General features: G+C 54.9%; 8 protein-coding genes. All 8 read right to left on the bottom strand.

The annotated features are described in order from the left end of the window. A partial coding sequence (pglZ, locus tag Q358_RS0113585; protein ID WP_027962488.1) for a BREX-1 system phosphatase PglZ type A occupies positions 1-2,399 on the bottom strand: 2,399 nt, incomplete at its 3' end. Positions 2,400-2,469: 70 nt separating this feature from the next. Continuing rightward, positions 2,470-2,880, bottom strand: coding sequence for a hypothetical protein (locus Q358_RS0113580; protein WP_156940927.1), 411 nt, complete (start codon positions 2,878-2,880; stop codon positions 2,470-2,472). A 427-nt stretch (positions 2,881-3,307) separates the two neighbouring features. After that, entirely contained in the window at positions 3,308-4,543 is a 1,236-nt protein-coding gene (locus Q358_RS18665) for a hypothetical protein (RefSeq protein ID WP_156940926.1), read from the bottom strand. Positions 4,544-4,962: 419 nt separating this feature from the next. Continuing rightward, a complete protein-coding gene (locus Q358_RS18335; protein WP_084286573.1) occupies positions 4,963-6,366 on the bottom strand; it encodes a tetratricopeptide repeat protein in 1,404 nt (467 codons plus the stop codon). Beyond that, the gene (locus Q358_RS0113565) at positions 6,363-9,125 is read right to left on the bottom strand and encodes an ATP-binding domain-containing protein (protein ID WP_027962484.1); all 2,763 of its coding nucleotides are present in this window, start codon (positions 9,123-9,125) and stop codon (positions 6,363-6,365) included. The genes Q358_RS18335 and Q358_RS0113565 overlap by 4 nt, the downstream gene beginning before the upstream one ends. 33 nt (positions 9,126-9,158) lie before the next feature. Continuing rightward, positions 9,159-12,788, bottom strand: a complete 3,630-nt coding sequence (gene pglX, locus Q358_RS0113560; protein ID WP_027962483.1) for a BREX-1 system adenine-specific DNA-methyltransferase PglX — start codon at positions 12,786-12,788, stop codon at positions 9,159-9,161. A gap of 96 nt (positions 12,789-12,884) precedes the next feature. Next, the gene (gene brxC, locus Q358_RS0113555; protein ID WP_027961732.1) at positions 12,885-16,604 is read right to left on the bottom strand and encodes a BREX system P-loop protein BrxC; all 3,720 of its coding nucleotides are present in this window, start codon (positions 16,602-16,604) and stop codon (positions 12,885-12,887) included. A 144-nt stretch (positions 16,605-16,748) separates the two neighbouring features. Then, a complete protein-coding gene (locus Q358_RS0113550; protein WP_051530274.1) occupies positions 16,749-17,357 on the bottom strand; it encodes a DUF1788 domain-containing protein in 609 nt (202 codons plus the stop codon). Positions 17,358-17,387 lie beyond the last annotated feature (30 nt).

Raw genomic sequence — 17,387 nt, 5'->3', positions numbered from 1 at the left:
GCCAGGGTGATGGGCTTGAGCTGCTCGCTGACCGCCTCGGTCTGCAGCAGCTCGAAGCGCTGGATGTTGTTGACCATCTTCAGCGAGGCCTTGGGCGAGATCACGTCCACCTTGCGGCGGGTGCGCTTCTCGACTTTCTCGCCGCGCAGCTGCTTGACGGTGAGCACCGGCACGACGATCTCCTGGGGCATGATGCCGCCATGCACGAAGCGGGCGCCGCCGACGAAGTGGAAGCGGTGCGCGCCCTTGGGTATCCAGAACTCGGTATCGCAGGTGGTACCGGCGGTCTCGCGGGTGTGGCCGTGCCACACGCTGGGATTGTCGGGCAGGTTGATCCCGAGCACGTAGCGCTTCTTGCTCTTGAAGGCGCCGGCCGGCTTCTCGGTCAGGCTGGTGCGGTCGGTGGCATCCAGCTTGCTGCGCTGGAACAGGAAGCCGTGATCGGCGGTGACCAGCACGGTGCTGGTGTTGAGGTGCATGAGGATCTTGCGGGTGAGCGTATCGAGTTCCTCGATGGCGTCCTCCACCGCGGCGAAGGTCTCGCCCTCGGTGCTGGCGGCATCCCCCCGGGCATCCACCATGTTGTGGTAGACGTAGACCAGCTGCATGCCCTTGATCGCCTCGCGGCCCTGCTCGCGGGACCAGCCCTTGACCTCTTCGGCGGTCACGGCCATGGCCTGGCCACTCACAGCGGCGCTGAGGCGCTGGCTGCGGTTCTCGGTGCCCTGGCTGGACTTGCCATCCACCAGCACATTGTCGCTGCCGGGCTGGTAGCTGAGCTCACGGTGTGGCAGCAGCGAGGCCATGCCGAGGGTGGTGTAGCTCGGCACCACGCCGAGCTGGCTGCCCAGGGTGGCCTCGCTGTAGCGCTTGGCGTTGATGCGCTCGCGCAGCTCCTCGGCCGCCTCATAGCGGAAGGCGTCGCTGATGATTACCACCAGGCGCTTGTTGCGGTGAGCGTCCAGGTGCGGGCGCACCACGTCGCGGAAGAAGTGCTGCTGGTTGGGGATGCGCGGCAGCTTCCAGTCGTGCAGGCGCCCCTCGGCGTCGATCCGCTCACTCCAGTTGCGGGTGAGCTGGCCCAGGAACCACTCATCGTAGCAGCGCTCCACGGCCTCATCGAGCTTCTTGAGCAGCTCCACCCCGGTGTTGTCGGAGGCCACCGCATAGTGGCGGTAGGCGGTATCGAAGCGGTAGAGCTCGGTGCTGTAGGCGTGGTAGAGCGCCTCGACGCTCTCGTAGTGGAAGCCGTTGAGGTGCTGCTGTCGCAGGGCGAACAGATCGATGGCGGCACTCAGGGCGGCATAGAGCTGGCGATAACGTGCGCGGCGCTCGTCGTTCTTGTGCCGCGAGGCCCAGTAGCCGTCCAGGCGTTCGGCGATGATGCCGCGAAACATCTCCAGGTCGCGCACATCGGCCTGGGGAATCGCCTGGCACAGGTCGACGATGATCTGCTTCTCGACCACCTCGAACGTCGCCACGTTGGCCAACCGCTCCAGCGGCACATCACGGATCTTGTCCTCGATGCGCAGCGCCTCGGCGACCCAGCCGGAGATCACATCGAAGGCCGCGTAGAAGCGCGAGCTGTCCCGCCAGCGGGAGAGCAGCGCCCGGGAGGTGGCCCGAGCATTCACCGAGGCGATGGCATGGCTCTGCGCCCAGCCGGGGATCTCGGAGATGCTCTCGCAGTAGCCGGTGGTCAGCAGCCGCAGCATCAGCTGACCGAACGACAGCGCCGCCTCGCCGCTGAGCTCCGCCTGGCTGGCGGGATATCCCACCTCCAGCTGCAGGGCCCGCACCAGGCTCGGCACCAGGGCGTATTTGGCCATCTCCTCAAGCGACGAGGGATTGCCCTCCAGCCCCGTCTCTTCGGCCACCGCCTCATCACCGAGATGGAACAGCAGCGTGGCGATATCCCCGGCAGGCGCCCCCACCACGGCAGCGCACATGGCCAGATCCAGGCCATCCTCGTCCATTTCCGGCGTGACCAGGCGCTTGAGCGCTTCGGTCCGCTTGCGGCTGCCCAGAAACGCCTGCCGTTTGGCCAGATGATCACGCAGCGCATGCCGGGTGAGGCCCAGCTCGTTGAAGGTCATCGAGAGCTGATCAGCGTAGAAGCGCCCGGAGTAGAGCTTGATGTCCAGCAGCCAGTCATCCTCCGGCGCCGGCTCGGCGTAGGGGAAGTAGAGCAGCGTCGGCGTCTCCGGCTCATCCAGCTCCAGACGTAGCTTCACACCGAAGGTGGACTGCCCGGCCATGTTGAGGAGCTGCACGCCGTCCAAGTCGATCTCATCTAGTGCATCGGTAAAGTGGCCGGGGGCGTCGTACCAGAAGACCAGGCGGTGGCGGTCAGTGAAGAAGGCATTTTGAATCCCCTGGTGGAGTTGGTCGAGCTGCATTTAGCCTCCTTGCTGGCTGCATTCAGATAGCATCCAAGCGAATAATGATCGCCTGAATTTCGCAAGATGTTTACCGTCTCTGATACCCACGGCCAAAATTGTCACCAGTGCCGTGGTAACCACCCATGCCATCAGACTCCCACCCGCTACCAAAATTATCGCCTGTTCCTCGATAACCACCCATGCCGTCGGACTGCCAACCGCTACCAAAGTTATCACCTGTGCCTCGATAACCACCCATGCCATCGGATTGATAACCTCGGCCAAAATTATCGCCTGTACCTCGGACGCCGCCAAGGCTATCCGCTTGGTAGCCACGACCAAAGTTGTCACCTGTCCCCTGGACGCCGCCCATGCCATCGGACTGCCAACCCCCACCAAAGTTATCGCCTGTGCCATAAAGCCCATCAGCAAAAGCGATTGAGCTTGACAGGGCAAAAACAGTTGTTAGAAAAATCTTAGTAATTTTTGCTAGTTTCATTTGCTGCCTCTTATTAAATCGTAGAGAAAGTAATTCTTTGAGAAAACCTAATATTGTTGTAGCATGATAAAACTACCTAAATATTTTTTAGAATCACGAATGTCTTTGAGAAGATAATTTCCACACACATTTCCACTTAGAGTAATGCACCTCCAAGCATCAGGGCAAACTCTACTCGCTTCTTCGTGGTTATCGGGCGAGACCATTATAAGTGCTAAATGGTAAGCGCAGGAGGCATGTTCAATAATTGAAGATGCGGTTTCTTTAATAAAATGACTGCCACCTTCGCTGGAGCCGATGTATCAATATAATCACCTAAGCCATGTTGCCTAAGCATAGCGGTAACTGTATCAAAGCTTAAAGTGATGGATGCATATTTTTTGGAATAAAAAATTCTCCGCAAGCTTTACCACATTTTAAGGGTGGCTTACAGAGCATCCGCTATATCTTTCTCAAGCATATCGACGAACATATTATCAAGCCCCATGTTTTTCATTTTTCCGTATCTTTCAATACCAACGTCAATGTTTCCATTTTCGATGTCTTTTAATATCGATTGCCTAAGATATTTTGACCCAAGGATCTCATTATTAAAACCACCTGATAGATTCCTATCCAAACTGGAAATTCCATAATTCCAGATGTAATAAGAGTCATCTGGGTGATACTTCATCCCTAGTCCAGAAAAATGTTTCACCTTACCATTGTCAAAACTAAAACATGTTTTTTGCTCGTCAAAAAGACCCTTTTCTTCACGATTCCCATACAAATATATTATTCTATTAAGTGCACCCTTATCTCCAGCTTCAGCAGCCACTTCATACCAATGCCTTGCATAAGAACAGAATTCATCCAAGCCGGAACTTCCCGAAGAAATAGCTTTTTCAAGAAGACAGATGTCTTCGACTTTTTCACAATTATTCTCGTAACTTTCGACGTAAGAGACTACAACATCAACGACAGCATCACATGCATCAGAAATTCCACGAAGGGATTGCTGATTATCGTAGATGTTTTCGAAAAACATTAACGAGTCGGAATCGGGGTTGCAATAGTTTTCAACAGCAAATCCTGAGAAGCTTTCAATTATTTTCCCAGAGTAACTACCTCCCTGCTCGAAGCTTGCTTCAGCATATTCTAAAGCCTTCCTTTGATCATAATAATCGGTTGATCGGCTGACCGGATTATAAACATACATTTTAGCTAAAAAATAACTTGCGAGAGGATTTCCTTGATCGGAAAGAGAGGCAAACGTCTCAATGGCTTTTTTATCACCTTCGTCAGTGTCCTTTTTATATTCATGGTAAGCGATGTTAAAATCGCTTGATGATTTAAGATTCTGGCATAGACTAGAAAAGTAATCACCACCATAAAAGGAGTTTTCTTTTATCTCTTCAGCTATGAAAGCTGTATTGTAAGCGGATTCTGTAGATTGCGCATACACAGCATGGTTCCTGAATTTGAGAAGCGAGACTAGACTTTCCCCCTCCTCATAATCACTCATCGCATTTTCAAATGAAACCCCAGTGCTAGCTTTCTCACGCAATGAGTCAATTGAAAAATACTGATCCTCAGAGCACCAATCAGGGATCTCCTTATTAGCCAGAGAGCTAACAGAATATAAAGATAGAAATACAAAGCAAATAGAAATAAGTGTCTTCACAGGAACTCCGTTTTCAATGATCAAATTCAATCTATGTTGCCGATGGCTAAATTATTAGAGAGCTAAATCGTGCCTGATATTTATTTAACTTCCGCCACCAGATCTCCAAACTTTCCATAGCTCACCTTAACCCATCATCCAAGTCTAGCGAGATACGCTGGTTGGCAGAATGTCGCAGCTTCTCATCGAAGGCATTAAACTTGGCCTGCTGCTTGGAAAAATAGTAGAGGTTGCTCAGCTGCTTCGAGTTGCGTTTGCGATTTAAATATTAGCGAAAAAATGAGTGCCTGTGTGCCAGGTTTCTCGAACTCCCAACGCTGCCAATGCAACCATCAAATGCGAACGACACTATTTCCATAATCTAACGGATGTCTAAAATATCCAGAACAATTAATTCCATGGCTAACAAATTTAAAAACTTAGCAATCCTTACGGCGCAGAGTGATTGCTTTCCAACCATACCTATTTTTTGCCTTATCAAAAGATGCGACTGCGACTCCCGTCGTTTCGGAATTTGTTGGAAATTTCGCTGCCAGTGAAGCCTGAACAAAAACATCAGAATTAACAAAACCAAACCCTTTCTCGGTGATTCTCAGGGTACCATCAAAAAAACGAATGTCAGGGGAATCAAAATTCTCGCCAGGCGCTACTTTAAACACTTCTGGCTTGTCCGAGGACAGATCGCAGAGTACTTTAAGTGGAGTGCCCGGTTCTGGAAGCCTGCGGTTGGGAAAAAGGGATATCCTCGCGGATAGTGTCAGGTCTCGAGATACGTATATATTTGCTCCTTTCTCGGAACCGTGAACATTCTGCAAAATGCCAAGGTAGTGCTGTGGCTTATCAATGATATATCGATCTGCGTCTTCAGCCAGGTTACGAATGATTGAATCAAAGTCACTGATATCAATTGAGGCGTCATACCAAGAGGAGGACATCAGATTCACAATGTTATCTTTGGGCGGCCAGCCATTCCGTTCATATACTTCCATCAGCTTTCTCAGCGCTTTTGAGGCATCCTCATATGCTCCAAGCTCGGCAAGTCGCACGGCTATTTTGAAAAAACCACGAACAATGAATTTTGGTTCATGTGAACACATCAATCCAGAAGCCAGCAGCTTAATCGCAATATTTGGCTCATGTGGGTAGGTGTCCGCCAAGCCAAACCAGGCCCATGACTCACTGCGCTTGCGTTTTAGTACAACAAGAAATGACTGTCTGGCCCTATCAGTTTTACCGGCCTGGATAAATATCTTGGCTTTGTCATAGGCAAGCCATATTTTTCCTGCAGCTGAATCTTCTGCGGTGTCTTCAGCATAGTTGATAAGAGCCACGATCCGAGGCGCAGACAAGGCACTTTTCTCAGGATTCAGTAGATAGCAGGCAGCAACCATCCTAGCCAATTTCTGGACTATGCTAGGTGATTCACCTTTATCAGAGATATAAGGCTTATGATCCTCAGGCGTAAAAATATTTCTCCCTGATTGCAATATATAAAGACAAATTGGCTCACAAAACTTTCCGGTTTTGGTAAAAAGATTCCACAATCTGAAGTCAATATTTTCATTTGGAAGAGATAGTTCAAGAGAAGGAATGCGAGACACCCATAGATCAATTTCCTGTTGCTCAGACGGACGGGGGGCAGTGTTTTCCCGAGATTTTATGGGTACCATAAGTGTCTTCAGAGCAGCATAGATGACCCAGAACAGAGATGTCCTCAAGTATTCATTATTCTTGTCGAACTGCAGTGCTTTATAGCCAGTCTGCCAGGCTCCCTCGAAATCATTGCTTGATTTAAGCTCCCTGATATCGTCAAAAACACTCATGGCCGGGCCTCCATAGCGCTGGTGAAGCGGCTTATCGCCTGCTCCGAAGAAGCTCTGTTGATACGTATGGAGCTGACCATGCCTCGTTTGTCTGCATTGACCTGAACACCCATAGCATCTTCGCCGTGTACTAATACAAGATGAAGGAGGTAAGCACTTTCGCTGGCCTCCGCAAGGCTGAATCCATGAGTTGCTAGTTTTTCTACAACTGCCTCAAGGGCGTCCTGTAAAGCGGAGCTTTGTGCGTGAAAAGGCTCGCAGATCAGCTTATCGATGGTTGCTTGATCTGTATGGGTGCCTTGGGTGAAGACCTTATTGGTTATGGCCAGTTTCTTGTCATAGTGCAGCCGCACGGCCACTTGGCCTTGTTGTTCGCCCTCGGTAAGTCTGATCACTACCTGAAATGAATACTCTTTCCACTCCTTGATGCGCCATGGAGAGCGGTCGAGCCGCTCATTCAAGGCCAGTAGCAGAGGTAATAAAGCGACATCATTAAATCCTGTTGGCGGAACAATGCTTGATTCCTGCTCTGTCGGTTGCCGTGCAGTGTCATAGAACAGCCCGGCTCTGATAGGAAACGGGCCTATCCGGAGGTCATGTCCCCGGCTGACTGTAGCGTACATTAATGGTGTGAGCGCCGGCATCTGGCGCACAACCAATTGCTCCTTGGCGATTGTTGAGGCGGTGTACAGCCAGCGGAAATAGTCTGCGTTATCAGGTTTGTCGCTTGATGCACTCCGAGAGGCGTTTACCCAGACGCAAGGCCAATTCCGCCCTTGGGCGCGATGCAGAGTCATGGCGTGTGCAGGACGAATCAGAGCTGCTGAAGCGTAGCCCTGCGCTTGCAGAGTCAGATATTCTTGACGGTCGTAGTTGGCGCGAGCCTCCTTGTAGGCTGGATCCTTTTTGTCCGGTAGGCTGTCTTTCAGTTCGGCCAGAAGTGGTTTGGCAAGCTGACGTGCCAGCACCTGCAAGGCCAGAACCTGATCGGTGGTAAGCTCTGGACGACCTGCCTCATAGAAATCAACCAGATAGCGGAATCGTACCTCTCCTACCCCAGGCAGGCGACAACGGGCTAACTGAAAGCGCAGGTGGATGGGATCGCTTCTTCCGCGCAACTGGACACTGTGGGTTTCAATGCCCTCGTGAACATCATCAACAAACCCAATCTCGCCGGCACTTATCCAGCGTAGGTTATATCTCTCTTCACCCTCTCCATCATTAGTAAGGATCGGCGTGCGGTTGTAGAAATCGATTCTGTCACTGATGCCAAGTCGCACCGGACTGGGGTGGCCTAGAATTCTCGTTTTGACGGCAGCATTGATCTTGCTGTTTTGTTCGTGGGTGGCACAGACTAGGGTAGACTCCGGACACACATTGCTGACGTCTGGAGCCCAGCTTGTCTTGCTGTGCACATCATAAATCTGCAACCGTTTACCCGCTACCCGAGGAAGGCAGTTAAACTGGGTATTGATCAGACGGCTCACCAAATGGGATTGGAACTGACTCAATGCATCTTCTGGATCCTGCAGAATCTGTTCTGTCAACAGTTCGCCAGTTACATACAGCTGCTGTTGTTCCAGCAAACTGTTGGTCATCAGACTACGCTGAAGTGAGCCGCGGGGGGTTTGGTAAGGGTCACCGATGGCCACAAAAGGAGCTTTGGCAGTCTCAATGACGGACAGAAAATCTTGGATTAACCTGCCAGAGCCATAGCGCCTGTCCGTAACCTCAAACTCCTCGTCGCTCATTAGATGTGCATCAACGAGTACAGGTATTTGGCCTGAAGCCAACAAGCCTTCCTTGATCCTGTGAATGCCAATCTTTCGGTCATTTTTTACCTCAAAATGGTCCGGCTCACGGCTGTATAACCAGGTGTATATCGAGCTGGGTTGTACCTGCGAATGATAATAAGTCCCGGAGAGCCGCACGCTGGGTGTAAGCAGCAGCACTTCACAGTTGGCAGCTTTGATCTCGTCTATCAAGTGGGGAAACAGGAATCGCTTTCCCGTCGAAGCCATACCGCCCACGCGGAACATACCAGCACCTTCCTCTAACCAACGACGAAACTGTTGCAAGAGCGCGCTCTGTTGCTGTGTGAGAATAGCTGTCGGCGGGGCATTTTCTGAACTTTCGCCCAATGGCCTGACTTCGGGCCCGCCAGGCGGTACATAGGGTTCAATACCCAGTTGCTTAATAATTCGCTCGATGCCTTCTGGAGGCAGCGATATCTGCTTGCAGACGATCGCATCAATATCCCGGATGAGCTGGTCTTCGTCACTGATATGGAACCAAGGCTTGATCCCGCCGGGTAGCTGCTTCGCATCAAACTCTACTGTTCCCTGAAAAGCCACCAGAGCAGCCGTATGTCGCCAGTTACAAGTAGTATTGAGATTAGCCATATTGCGACTTAGAAATTCGATCATGGCATGTTTGTTGATAGTGAGCTGCCGTAGTGGGTTGACGCTGGCACCGCCTTTCACTTCCACGCTGCGTCCGGATTCATCTTCCATTATCCAAGGGCCGCTTTCAGAAAACTCTAGAGTGCCGCTGTACTCCTTGAAGTCAATAATGATAATTGCATTGGGCTTGATCAGTAGAGCGTCCAGCTCACGGCTGCCAACATAGAAGTTGGCTAACAGGTGCCAGTCTTGGCCAGTAAAGAGACAGTGTTGTTTGATAGCATCGTACAAGCGGTTAAAAGCCTTGTTCTCATGCGTGTACTCGAACTGCCTTCCTCGATATGCTTTCAATGCCATCCTTGTAGATCCTTATTCTGGGCGAGGAAACTATCAGCTTACCTTATCCCCCGTCACTGCCTTCACTTCCGCCAACAGATCCCCAAACTTCCCATAGTTCACCTTCACCCCATCATCCAGATCCAGTGAGATCCGCTGGTCGGCATAATGGCGAAGCTTCTCGTCGAAGGTGTTGAGCTCGGCCTGTTGCTTGTAGAGCTTGCTCAGCTCCTTCTCGATGCGCTTGGCTTCGGCGGCGGAGGCGCTGGCTTCCTTGTCCTGTTCCAGCTTTTCGACGTAGCTGGCGAGCTTCTCGGTGAGCGGGATCACGTAGTCAGTGCGCATCTCGGCCAGGGTGCTTTCGTTGTAGCGATGCAGGTAGACCAGGCATTCAAAGGCTTTCTGCTTGCCGGAGCTGAACAGCCAGTAGATGGGGCGCTTCTTATAGGTGCGCAGGTGGTCCTTGTAGAACTGCGTGCTCAAGTAGCGGCGGATGGTCTCCAGCGCGGCTTCACCTTTCTTGGGCTTGATAGCATGGAGACAGAGGCTTTCAGCAATGAAGTCTAGGTTTTCTTGAAGGTTAGACTCACCCCACTTCATCTCAACAAACTTACTTATCAAAACCGTTAAATCATCGACTAGCCACTCTTGGTCTGTAACCGGAATCAGCCCGCTCTTAATGAAAAGATGATTATCAAACAAACCTTTTCTTTTTTTCTTTTCGATAATTTCAGCATCATCATGAGCAAGAAAAAATCCTTCACTATATATTGAGAGCCTTCCGAAAAAACACCCAACAGCATATTCAATAATATCGACTACAAAGTCGGATTCATAGCGTTTAAATGAATCCTCCTCCGAAACCGACTTCCCATAACGATAATATGGGTTAACCCATAGAGAAACTTCATTTAATGGGACGTCAGGGCTTATCTTACCGTTGCACCCTGCCAATCCTATGATTAGACTATTTATTTCTTCTTCATCTTTCTTTGCTTTTTTCACTTTATCCAATGAATCGCAAAGATAAAAGTTATAAACTTCTGATAATTTTTTTAAATCAATTTCAGCCCAAGGAGGGGCAGTGAAATCAATTGAAAAGAAGCATGAGTCCCAATCCTTTTTCGCCAAGCTTATTAGGCGCTCACCTTTTTCATAAATTAAATCTTCACAACGCCCAATACATGGTATCTTTTGCACTTCATTAACTTGAAATGCCAGCGTAGAACTCAAAACTTTAAGAATATATTCTGAGAACTTTGAGTTAAGAAGCGCGATGATGTAGGAGCGTTCTTTTCCGTCCTTAAAAAAGACCGAAGAGCCAGTTTTGTCGAAAGTTGCTATGCTTGGAAGAAGCCTAAAGGATGTGCTTCCCGCACCAAAAAGAGTCCATGTAACCCCTTCTTCAAACCATAATCTTTCAGGTATTATCCTTGATGATGGGTTTTTCTTGTATGAATCTCTAGCACTTTTCGACCAATCTACAACATATTCTAGGTTTCCATACCACTTCCTTTGATCACCCCCTTTTGCATAAGGCAGCCATTTTTCACCTCTTCCAATTGAGTCTAACGAAACCTCCCAAAAATATCGAAGGTACTTTTCATTATTCGCAGTAATGTTCTGTCCATCAGATATGGTCAAATCTTTTATTGAAGCAACATCTGGAGATTGAAATATTTTATAGATCTCATCTGGAACCCAGTATGAAATAGGCGAGCCAGGTATATTCAAGAATAAAGATTGTTTTTTGATGTGCGTTGAGGAAAGCTTAGAGTCAAAGAAAACTAAATTCTTGTTGGATGAGTGTGGCGCGGAGTTCAGGTCAAGGTACTTACCGCAAAACCCCTTAATCGAGCCATTTAATAACACTACTGCAGCACACTGAACAATCTTTGAGTTCAGCTCAGGAAAGCTGTTATACCCAACATGCAACAGTGACAATACTTCGCTTTTTGAAAGTATCTCTTCTCTGAATTTTTCGTAAGAAGACACAAAAAGCCAACTTTGCATTGCAATTTGTGCATTCGCACCATGCGACAAAAGCAAGCCAAACGACCTTTTAATAAACAGGGAGTATAAGTCCATTTTGCTACTTGGGTAAAAAGTTTCTGCAAACCTTCTAAGCTCACCTACCATTCCCTTATTGCTCATGTAAGGCGGATTGGCAATCAGCGCATCATATCGTTGGGCCAGCATCCAAGCCTGATGCAAAACCGGCATCAGCTGCTTGGCAGCGGTCTTCTGCATGGTGTCACCAGTCTCAGCGAGCTCGGTGAGCACCTCCAGCAGGGACTTGAGCGGGGCCTCAAAGCTGTTGGGAACCTCGATCAGCGAGCCGAAGGTCTTGGCGTCCTGGAAGCGTTCGATCAGGTCGACGATAGCTTTGTAGGTGCTGTCGTTGCTGGAAAGCTCCTTCTGCTCGCCCTCGAACAAGCTCTGTGACTGGCCCTGGTGCCAGTCGCCGGTCAGGTTGAGGTCGCGCCACAGGGTGCTGGCATCAAGGTGCTGGGTGCTCTGCAGGGCCATCACGTTGAGGCGGACGCCTCTTGTGAAGATCCGACGGTCGTCTTCCCTGGCCTTCATCAGCAGCGCGAAGCCGGCGAGCTGAGCGGCGCGGTCGTCGATATCCAGGCCGAACAGGTTGTTTTCCAGGACCAGCTTGGGGATGTCCCGGGAGCGGTAGCCGCGCTCCTCGTAGATGGCCTTCAGCACGTTGTAGGCCTCGACCAGGATATGGCCGGAGCCCATGGCGGGGTCGAGCACCTTGATGGTCTCAGGGTCGATGCTGTCCGGGGTGATGGCGTCCAGCTGGGCCTGTACCTCGGGCTCCTGCTCGGCGGGCTCGATGTAGTACGGCATCTCGCCCTTGAGGGGGGAGTCCGGGTAGGTCTGCAGCCACTGGCGGCCCACGGAGTTCTGTACCAGGTACTGGACGATCCAGTTGGGGGTGAACAGCTGGGTGGCAGCGGGGATGTCCTCGCTCTTCACCACCTTGCCGATCACCTGGTCCTTCTTCTCGGCGATGTAGAACTGGTAGAGCCAGCCGATCACCTCGACGTCCTGCCAGTCCTCCTCGGGAATCGCCTCCACCAGCTCGCGGATCAGCGAGTCGGTCTTGGTCAGGTTGTCGGGCAGCAGCAGCTCGCTGGCGTCGTCCAGCGGTTCGAACAGGAACGGCATGGCCTCGTGCAGGGCATGGCACTGGGCCAGCAGCAGCTCGCGGTAGAGCGCCTCGTCCTGGGTGCCATCGAGCTTGAGCTCGCGCACCCGGGCGGTATCGAGCCCGGGCAGGTCGATCTCCAGGCAGTCATCGAGGATCTGGAAGCCGCCCTCATGATCCGGGTGGGAGAGCACCCGGCGGCCATGATCCAGATAGCCCTTGAGCTCCATGAAGCGGATCGCACACAGGCGGTTGAACCAGCTGTAGGCGGCCTGCTCCATGGCCTGCTCGAAGCCCAGCTGGGTCACCCACTTGGCCAGCGCCTCGCGCGGGCCACGCAGGGCCTTGGGGAAGCTGTGGGTCTGGCCATCCAGGGCACTGATCAGCATCACGTCGCCACGCACCTCGGCGGGCGCCACGTGGCCCTTGGTGATGCCGTAGCGGGCGGCCTGGCGGGTCATGGTCTCGATTAAGCGGGTACGCGCCTTGGGGGCGTACTTCTTGATGTTCCCTGTGTTCATGCTGGATTCCTGATCGCGCGGGTTGCCGAGGGGTTGGCAAATGAGGCATGGCGGCCCCGTGCTCTGAGAGGCGGGGCTGCTCGGTATAGCGTCGGTTTAGCGGATGCGGATGCGCTTGTTGGCCTGGATGGCGTCGTCGAGCTCGCGCTTGAGGGCGTCGAGGAAGGCATCGACCTCCTGCTGGCTCTCCAGGTAGACCCCTTCATGGGTGCGGCTGAGCACCTGGCTGACGCTGACGTTGGCCACCGGCTTGGGTGCGGCGACTCGGGTGGGCGCGGGTTCACGCACTTCATCGGGCGGTGTGCCGGTATCACCGCTGCCGCCGCCCTGGGTTGAGTCACCCTCGCCGTCTGGCGTGGCATCGCGGTCCGGCTTGCCGCCGTTATCCGCCTTCTGGCGGGCGATGCGCTGGCGTTCGGCCTCGGCTTCCTGCTCGCGGTGGAGCTCGTCGAGGCTCTCCTGCTCGCGGTCATTGGCGGTATCACCCTGCAGCAGGTAGATCTGGGCGATGCTGGCCGCGCTTTCGATGTCCTGCTTGAGCAGCTGCAGGGGGCGCAGCAGGCGGTTGCTGAGCTCCGGGGTGCCGATGCCGCTCTTGACGATCTCGGCGCTGACGTTGGCGATACGCTGGTCGATCCGGCCGATGGCATGCTCGCGCTTCTGCTCCAGCAGCTGGGTGTTGGTCTCATCGACGGTCTGGATCAACCCGGAGACCTTCTGCAGCATGCCGTAGGGCGCCTCGGAGGCGTAGATGCGGTCCAGCTCGGCCAGCGCCGCCTTCGCCTCGGGCTCCTTCTCCAGCGCCGGGCGGTTGGGTTGGAAGCGGGTCAGCGCCTGGTCGAGCTGCTTCCAGGTGGTGAGCTGCTTGGTGAAGAACTCGTGGAGGTCGCGGTACTCCTCTTCGAGATCGAGGAGATCCTCCTGCTGGTCGGCCACCGCCTTGAAGAAGTCAAAGCTGTCGTCGATGCGTAGCAGCCGTTCGACCTCCTTGAGGGTGCTGTCGATGGCCGCACGGCCCGGGAAGCGGCCCACCTCGGTCTTGCTGCGGTAGGCCTCCAGGTCTTTCTTCCAGGTGCTGAACTGATCGACGTAGAAGCCGTAGAGCTCGGTCTCGCTGGAGGGCCCGAGCTTGGTGAAGAGATCCTTGGTGAGGTTGCGCACCTGGCGCAGCACGGCATCATCGGTCTGGCGCTTCTTCTGGATGCGCACCTCGCTGCGCCGCCGGCTGTTGTTGAGTAGCTCGAAGGCCTCCTTGCCGGGCAGTGCCGGGCCGGCGGTGTGGAAGGTGAGCCTTCCAGCGGCATACAGCCGCCCAAGAATCAGCAGGGTCTCCTCCACCGGCCAGCCGAAGGGGCGGTTGTTGAAGCGCTCCAGCAGCGGGTTGAGGGGTACCGGCTCGCCGCCGTGCAGACCGATGTACTGCTCCACCTCGCGCACCGCCTGAGGGTTGCCTTCCTCGCCGTCGAGCTCGATGGCCTGCTGACCGATATCGTCGGCGGTCATCACGGCGACCAGCTCGCGCATGGGGTCGGGGGTGAGTAACTGCAGGTAACCGAGTTTGCTGTAGGTGTTCTCCAGCAGGTACTGGCAGGCGTCGTCGAGGCGGGTGTTCAGGCTGCTACGGTTGATATCGAGCTTCTGGCCCAGGGCGTAGACGTCGGCCTCCAGCAGCATGTCCTCCAGGCGTACCAGCAGGTGCTTGCGGCGCTCCTGGTTCTCGCGGCCGCGGTCGGCCAGGATGCGCTCCACGCTGCTGTCGCCGGAGGCGGCATTCAAGCGGATGTACTTCTCGGTCTTGAGGCAGGTTCGCAGGTCGTCGAAGAAGGCCTTGTTGTCGCCCAGGCGGATCAACACCTGGCCCTGGTTCTCGTTGCTGCGGTGGATACAACCGGCCTCGCCGTTCTGGGCGGCGTAGCTTTGGGTGTAATCGATATCCAGCGGCGAGACCACCTCGACGCGCAGCTGGCTCTCGAAGCGGCCGTCGATGGTGTGGCCGTCCAGGTAGCGGCCGATGGTGTAATCGGTCTTGTTGAGCGGGTAGCGGTACTTGTTGCGGTCGCGCAGCCGGTCCTTGTAGATCATCTCGGCCAGCAGCTTGTTCTCGTCGCTGCTGGTGATCTCGGTGGCCTTGATCTTGCGCGTGATGTCACGCTCCTCGTTGGTGAGGAACAGGTACTCCTCGCCGTTGCGGGTGACCAGGCTCTCCTTCTCCAGGCGCAACAGGGTGACCTCCAGGCGCTCGCGGATCGCCAGGCGGTCATCGTCGATGCGAGTGATGGAGAGCGTCACCAGGTTGTCGAGGGTGCCCTTGACCAGGTCCACGTAGCGGATCATGAACAAGGTGCGCAGGATCTCCACGTCGAAGTCATCCAGCGCCGCGTTCTCGCTAGCCTGGTCGATGGTGCGCTTCACCGCGGTATCGAGGAAGCCCTCCACGGCGCGGTAGAAGCTGTGCATCGGCACCAGGGCGCCGACCTCCTGATCGCCCACCGCCTTGGCGGCCATCTGGAAGGCGTCGAGCATGGAGCGCTCGCCGTAGGCCAGGTGGGCACCGGTAGCGCCGACCTTGCGGATCTCCTCGAAGACCTTCTGGACCAGCTGGAAGTGGTACGGCACGAACGGGTAGTTGGCAACGAAGCTCTCCACCCCGTCGACGTTCCTGAGCGTGGGGCCGGAGCGGTCGAAGGTGAGCTGGTTACGCAGCACCGCGCCCTTGGCCTCGAACACCTGGGCCAGCTCGCCGCTGGCCTCCGGGGTCTTGGCCAGCAGGCGCTTGCGGATCACCTCGTCGGAGTTGGAGCTCGACAGCGACAGGCGGGTCTTGAAGCGCCCGGCGATCTTGGAAAAGTCGTTGGCCTTGGCGGCAGTCATCTCGCCGAGCACCGCGTCCATGTCGGCCTGGGAGGTGACCACGATCCAGGCGCGGCCGCCGCAGATGGTGCCGAGGTTCTCGGTCAGCGTCTGCAGGGTCAGCATCAGGCGGGTGTTGCTGCCGATGAACTGGCCCACTTCGTCCACCATGAAGACGATGCGCTGGGTGGGCGATTTCTCGTCGAGGTACTCCTTCACCCAGCGGCAGAAGTTCTCCACCGAGACGCTAAAGCTCTCCTCGGCCTCCTCGAACCACTTGTGGGCCGCCTCGGGCGAAAGATCCAGCGCCTGGCTGATCGCCTGCTCGATGTCGTCCTGATAGAACTGGAAGCCGTCGCGCTCCTCCTCCCAGACCATGCCGCTGGCCTCCTGGAAGGCCGCCTTGAAGCGCTCCAGCACACCGCGTTGGGCCAGGTGGCGCTCCATGTGGGCGATATGCGGGTGATCGCCGCTGAAGCCCTGGTACTCGTTGAACACCCGCAGGAAGACGTTGAGGATCGGGTTGCCGCCGTCGTTGGAGCTCGCCTTGCTGTCGATGTTGAACAGGATGACATCGGCCGGCTGCTGTACCGCCTTGGTGACGTCGGCGCGGATCATCGGATCGTGGAGCTTGTGCTCGTCGAAGAACTCGGCGGCGCGGCGGTGGTTGCCGGCCTCATCCTCGGCCTCGATGTTGACCAAGAGGTACGAGAGCGCCTTGAGGAAGTGCGACTTACCTGAGCCGAAGAAGCCCGAGATCCACACCCCGACCCGGTTGGCGATGGAGGGATCACTGAGCGGCGTGGCGTAGGACTCGAAGAAGGCACGGAAGTGCTTCTCCAGCTCGTTGGTCACCACGTACTCGTCGAGCTCCTGGTAGACCGTCTCGCGGTCCTTCTGGTCGGCCTTCACCACGCCATTGATGGGGCGGTTCAAAGGTTTCTGGAAGAGGTCCTGGATACGCATGTCCGATCGATTCCTTAACGGGCAACGCCTCGCTCCCGTAGTGGGGCAAGGCGGTCAACAAAGGGGGTGCCAGCGCAGCGCGGCTGCCGGCTGGCCTTCAGATCGAGAGTTTCCCGGGGACTGACCGAGCCGGGCGCCCATGGGTCATGGCACGAGAGAAAACGCCCGGTAGTAGTGGTTACTGGCGATCTGGTCGAAGAGGGTCAGGCTCTGGCCGTCATAGCGGCCAGGATAGAAGAGCACCAACGGCTTGTGGCCGAGCCTGCCGTGCAGCGCATTGAGCAAACTGTGGGCACGCATCACCGGCCAGACGCTACCCACGCCTGACAGAAGAATGATATCGGGGTCGTCCGACAGGGCGTGTCGGATAAGGAAGGGGGCGAACTTGTCCATGTGCAGCGGGCCGCGCAGCGCCTTGAGCAGCGCCGCATCGCCCTTGGTCTGCTGCATGGCGATGGCCTTGTCGAGAAAGCCACGCGCATGGAGATAGTCGCGCAGCACGCGCAGCAGGTTGACGTGGTCGACCGTCAGCTCGCTGTGCTGACGGGACAGTACCCCTTCCAGGAAGGTGAGGTACTCACGAACCTGCAGCTCGTGCTCGGGGGGATAATCGAAGATCCAGAAGCCGATCTCGTTGCCCAGGCCCTGGCCGGAGAGGAAAGCCGGGCTGGTGATCTTCTCGGCAATCTGGTTGAGGCGATCCTTCAGGTGAGGATCTTCGCGGTGGGACGGCCCCTGCGTGAGCGGTGACATACGGCTCTCATCCTTGCGTCCGGTGTCGTT

The sequence above is a fragment of the Halomonas halodenitrificans DSM 735 genome (genome assembly GCF_000620045.1).
GTDB lineage: Bacteria > Pseudomonadota > Gammaproteobacteria > Pseudomonadales > Halomonadaceae > Halomonas > Halomonas halodenitrificans.
The sequence above is the reverse complement of the archived record's forward strand: the minus strand, read 5'-3'. Positions and strand labels throughout refer to the sequence as shown.

Coding starts and splice junctions, on each gene's coding strand:
- Q358_RS0113550 (WP_051530274.1), bottom strand. CDS start 17,357: ATGTCACCGCTCACGCAGGGGCCGTCCCACCGCGAAGATCCTCACCTG.
- Q358_RS0113580 (WP_156940927.1), bottom strand. CDS start 2,880: ATGAAACTAGCAAAAATTACTAAGATTTTTCTAACAACTGTTTTTGCC.
- pglX (WP_027962483.1), bottom strand. CDS start 12,788: ATGAACACAGGGAACATCAAGAAGTACGCCCCCAAGGCGCGTACCCGC.
- Q358_RS0113565 (WP_027962484.1), bottom strand. CDS start 9,125: ATGGCATTGAAAGCATATCGAGGAAGGCAGTTCGAGTACACGCATGAG.
- Q358_RS18335 (WP_084286573.1), bottom strand. CDS start 6,366: ATGAGTGTTTTTGACGATATCAGGGAGCTTAAATCAAGCAATGATTTC.
- brxC (WP_027961732.1), bottom strand. CDS start 16,604: ATGCGTATCCAGGACCTCTTCCAGAAACCTTTGAACCGCCCCATCAAT.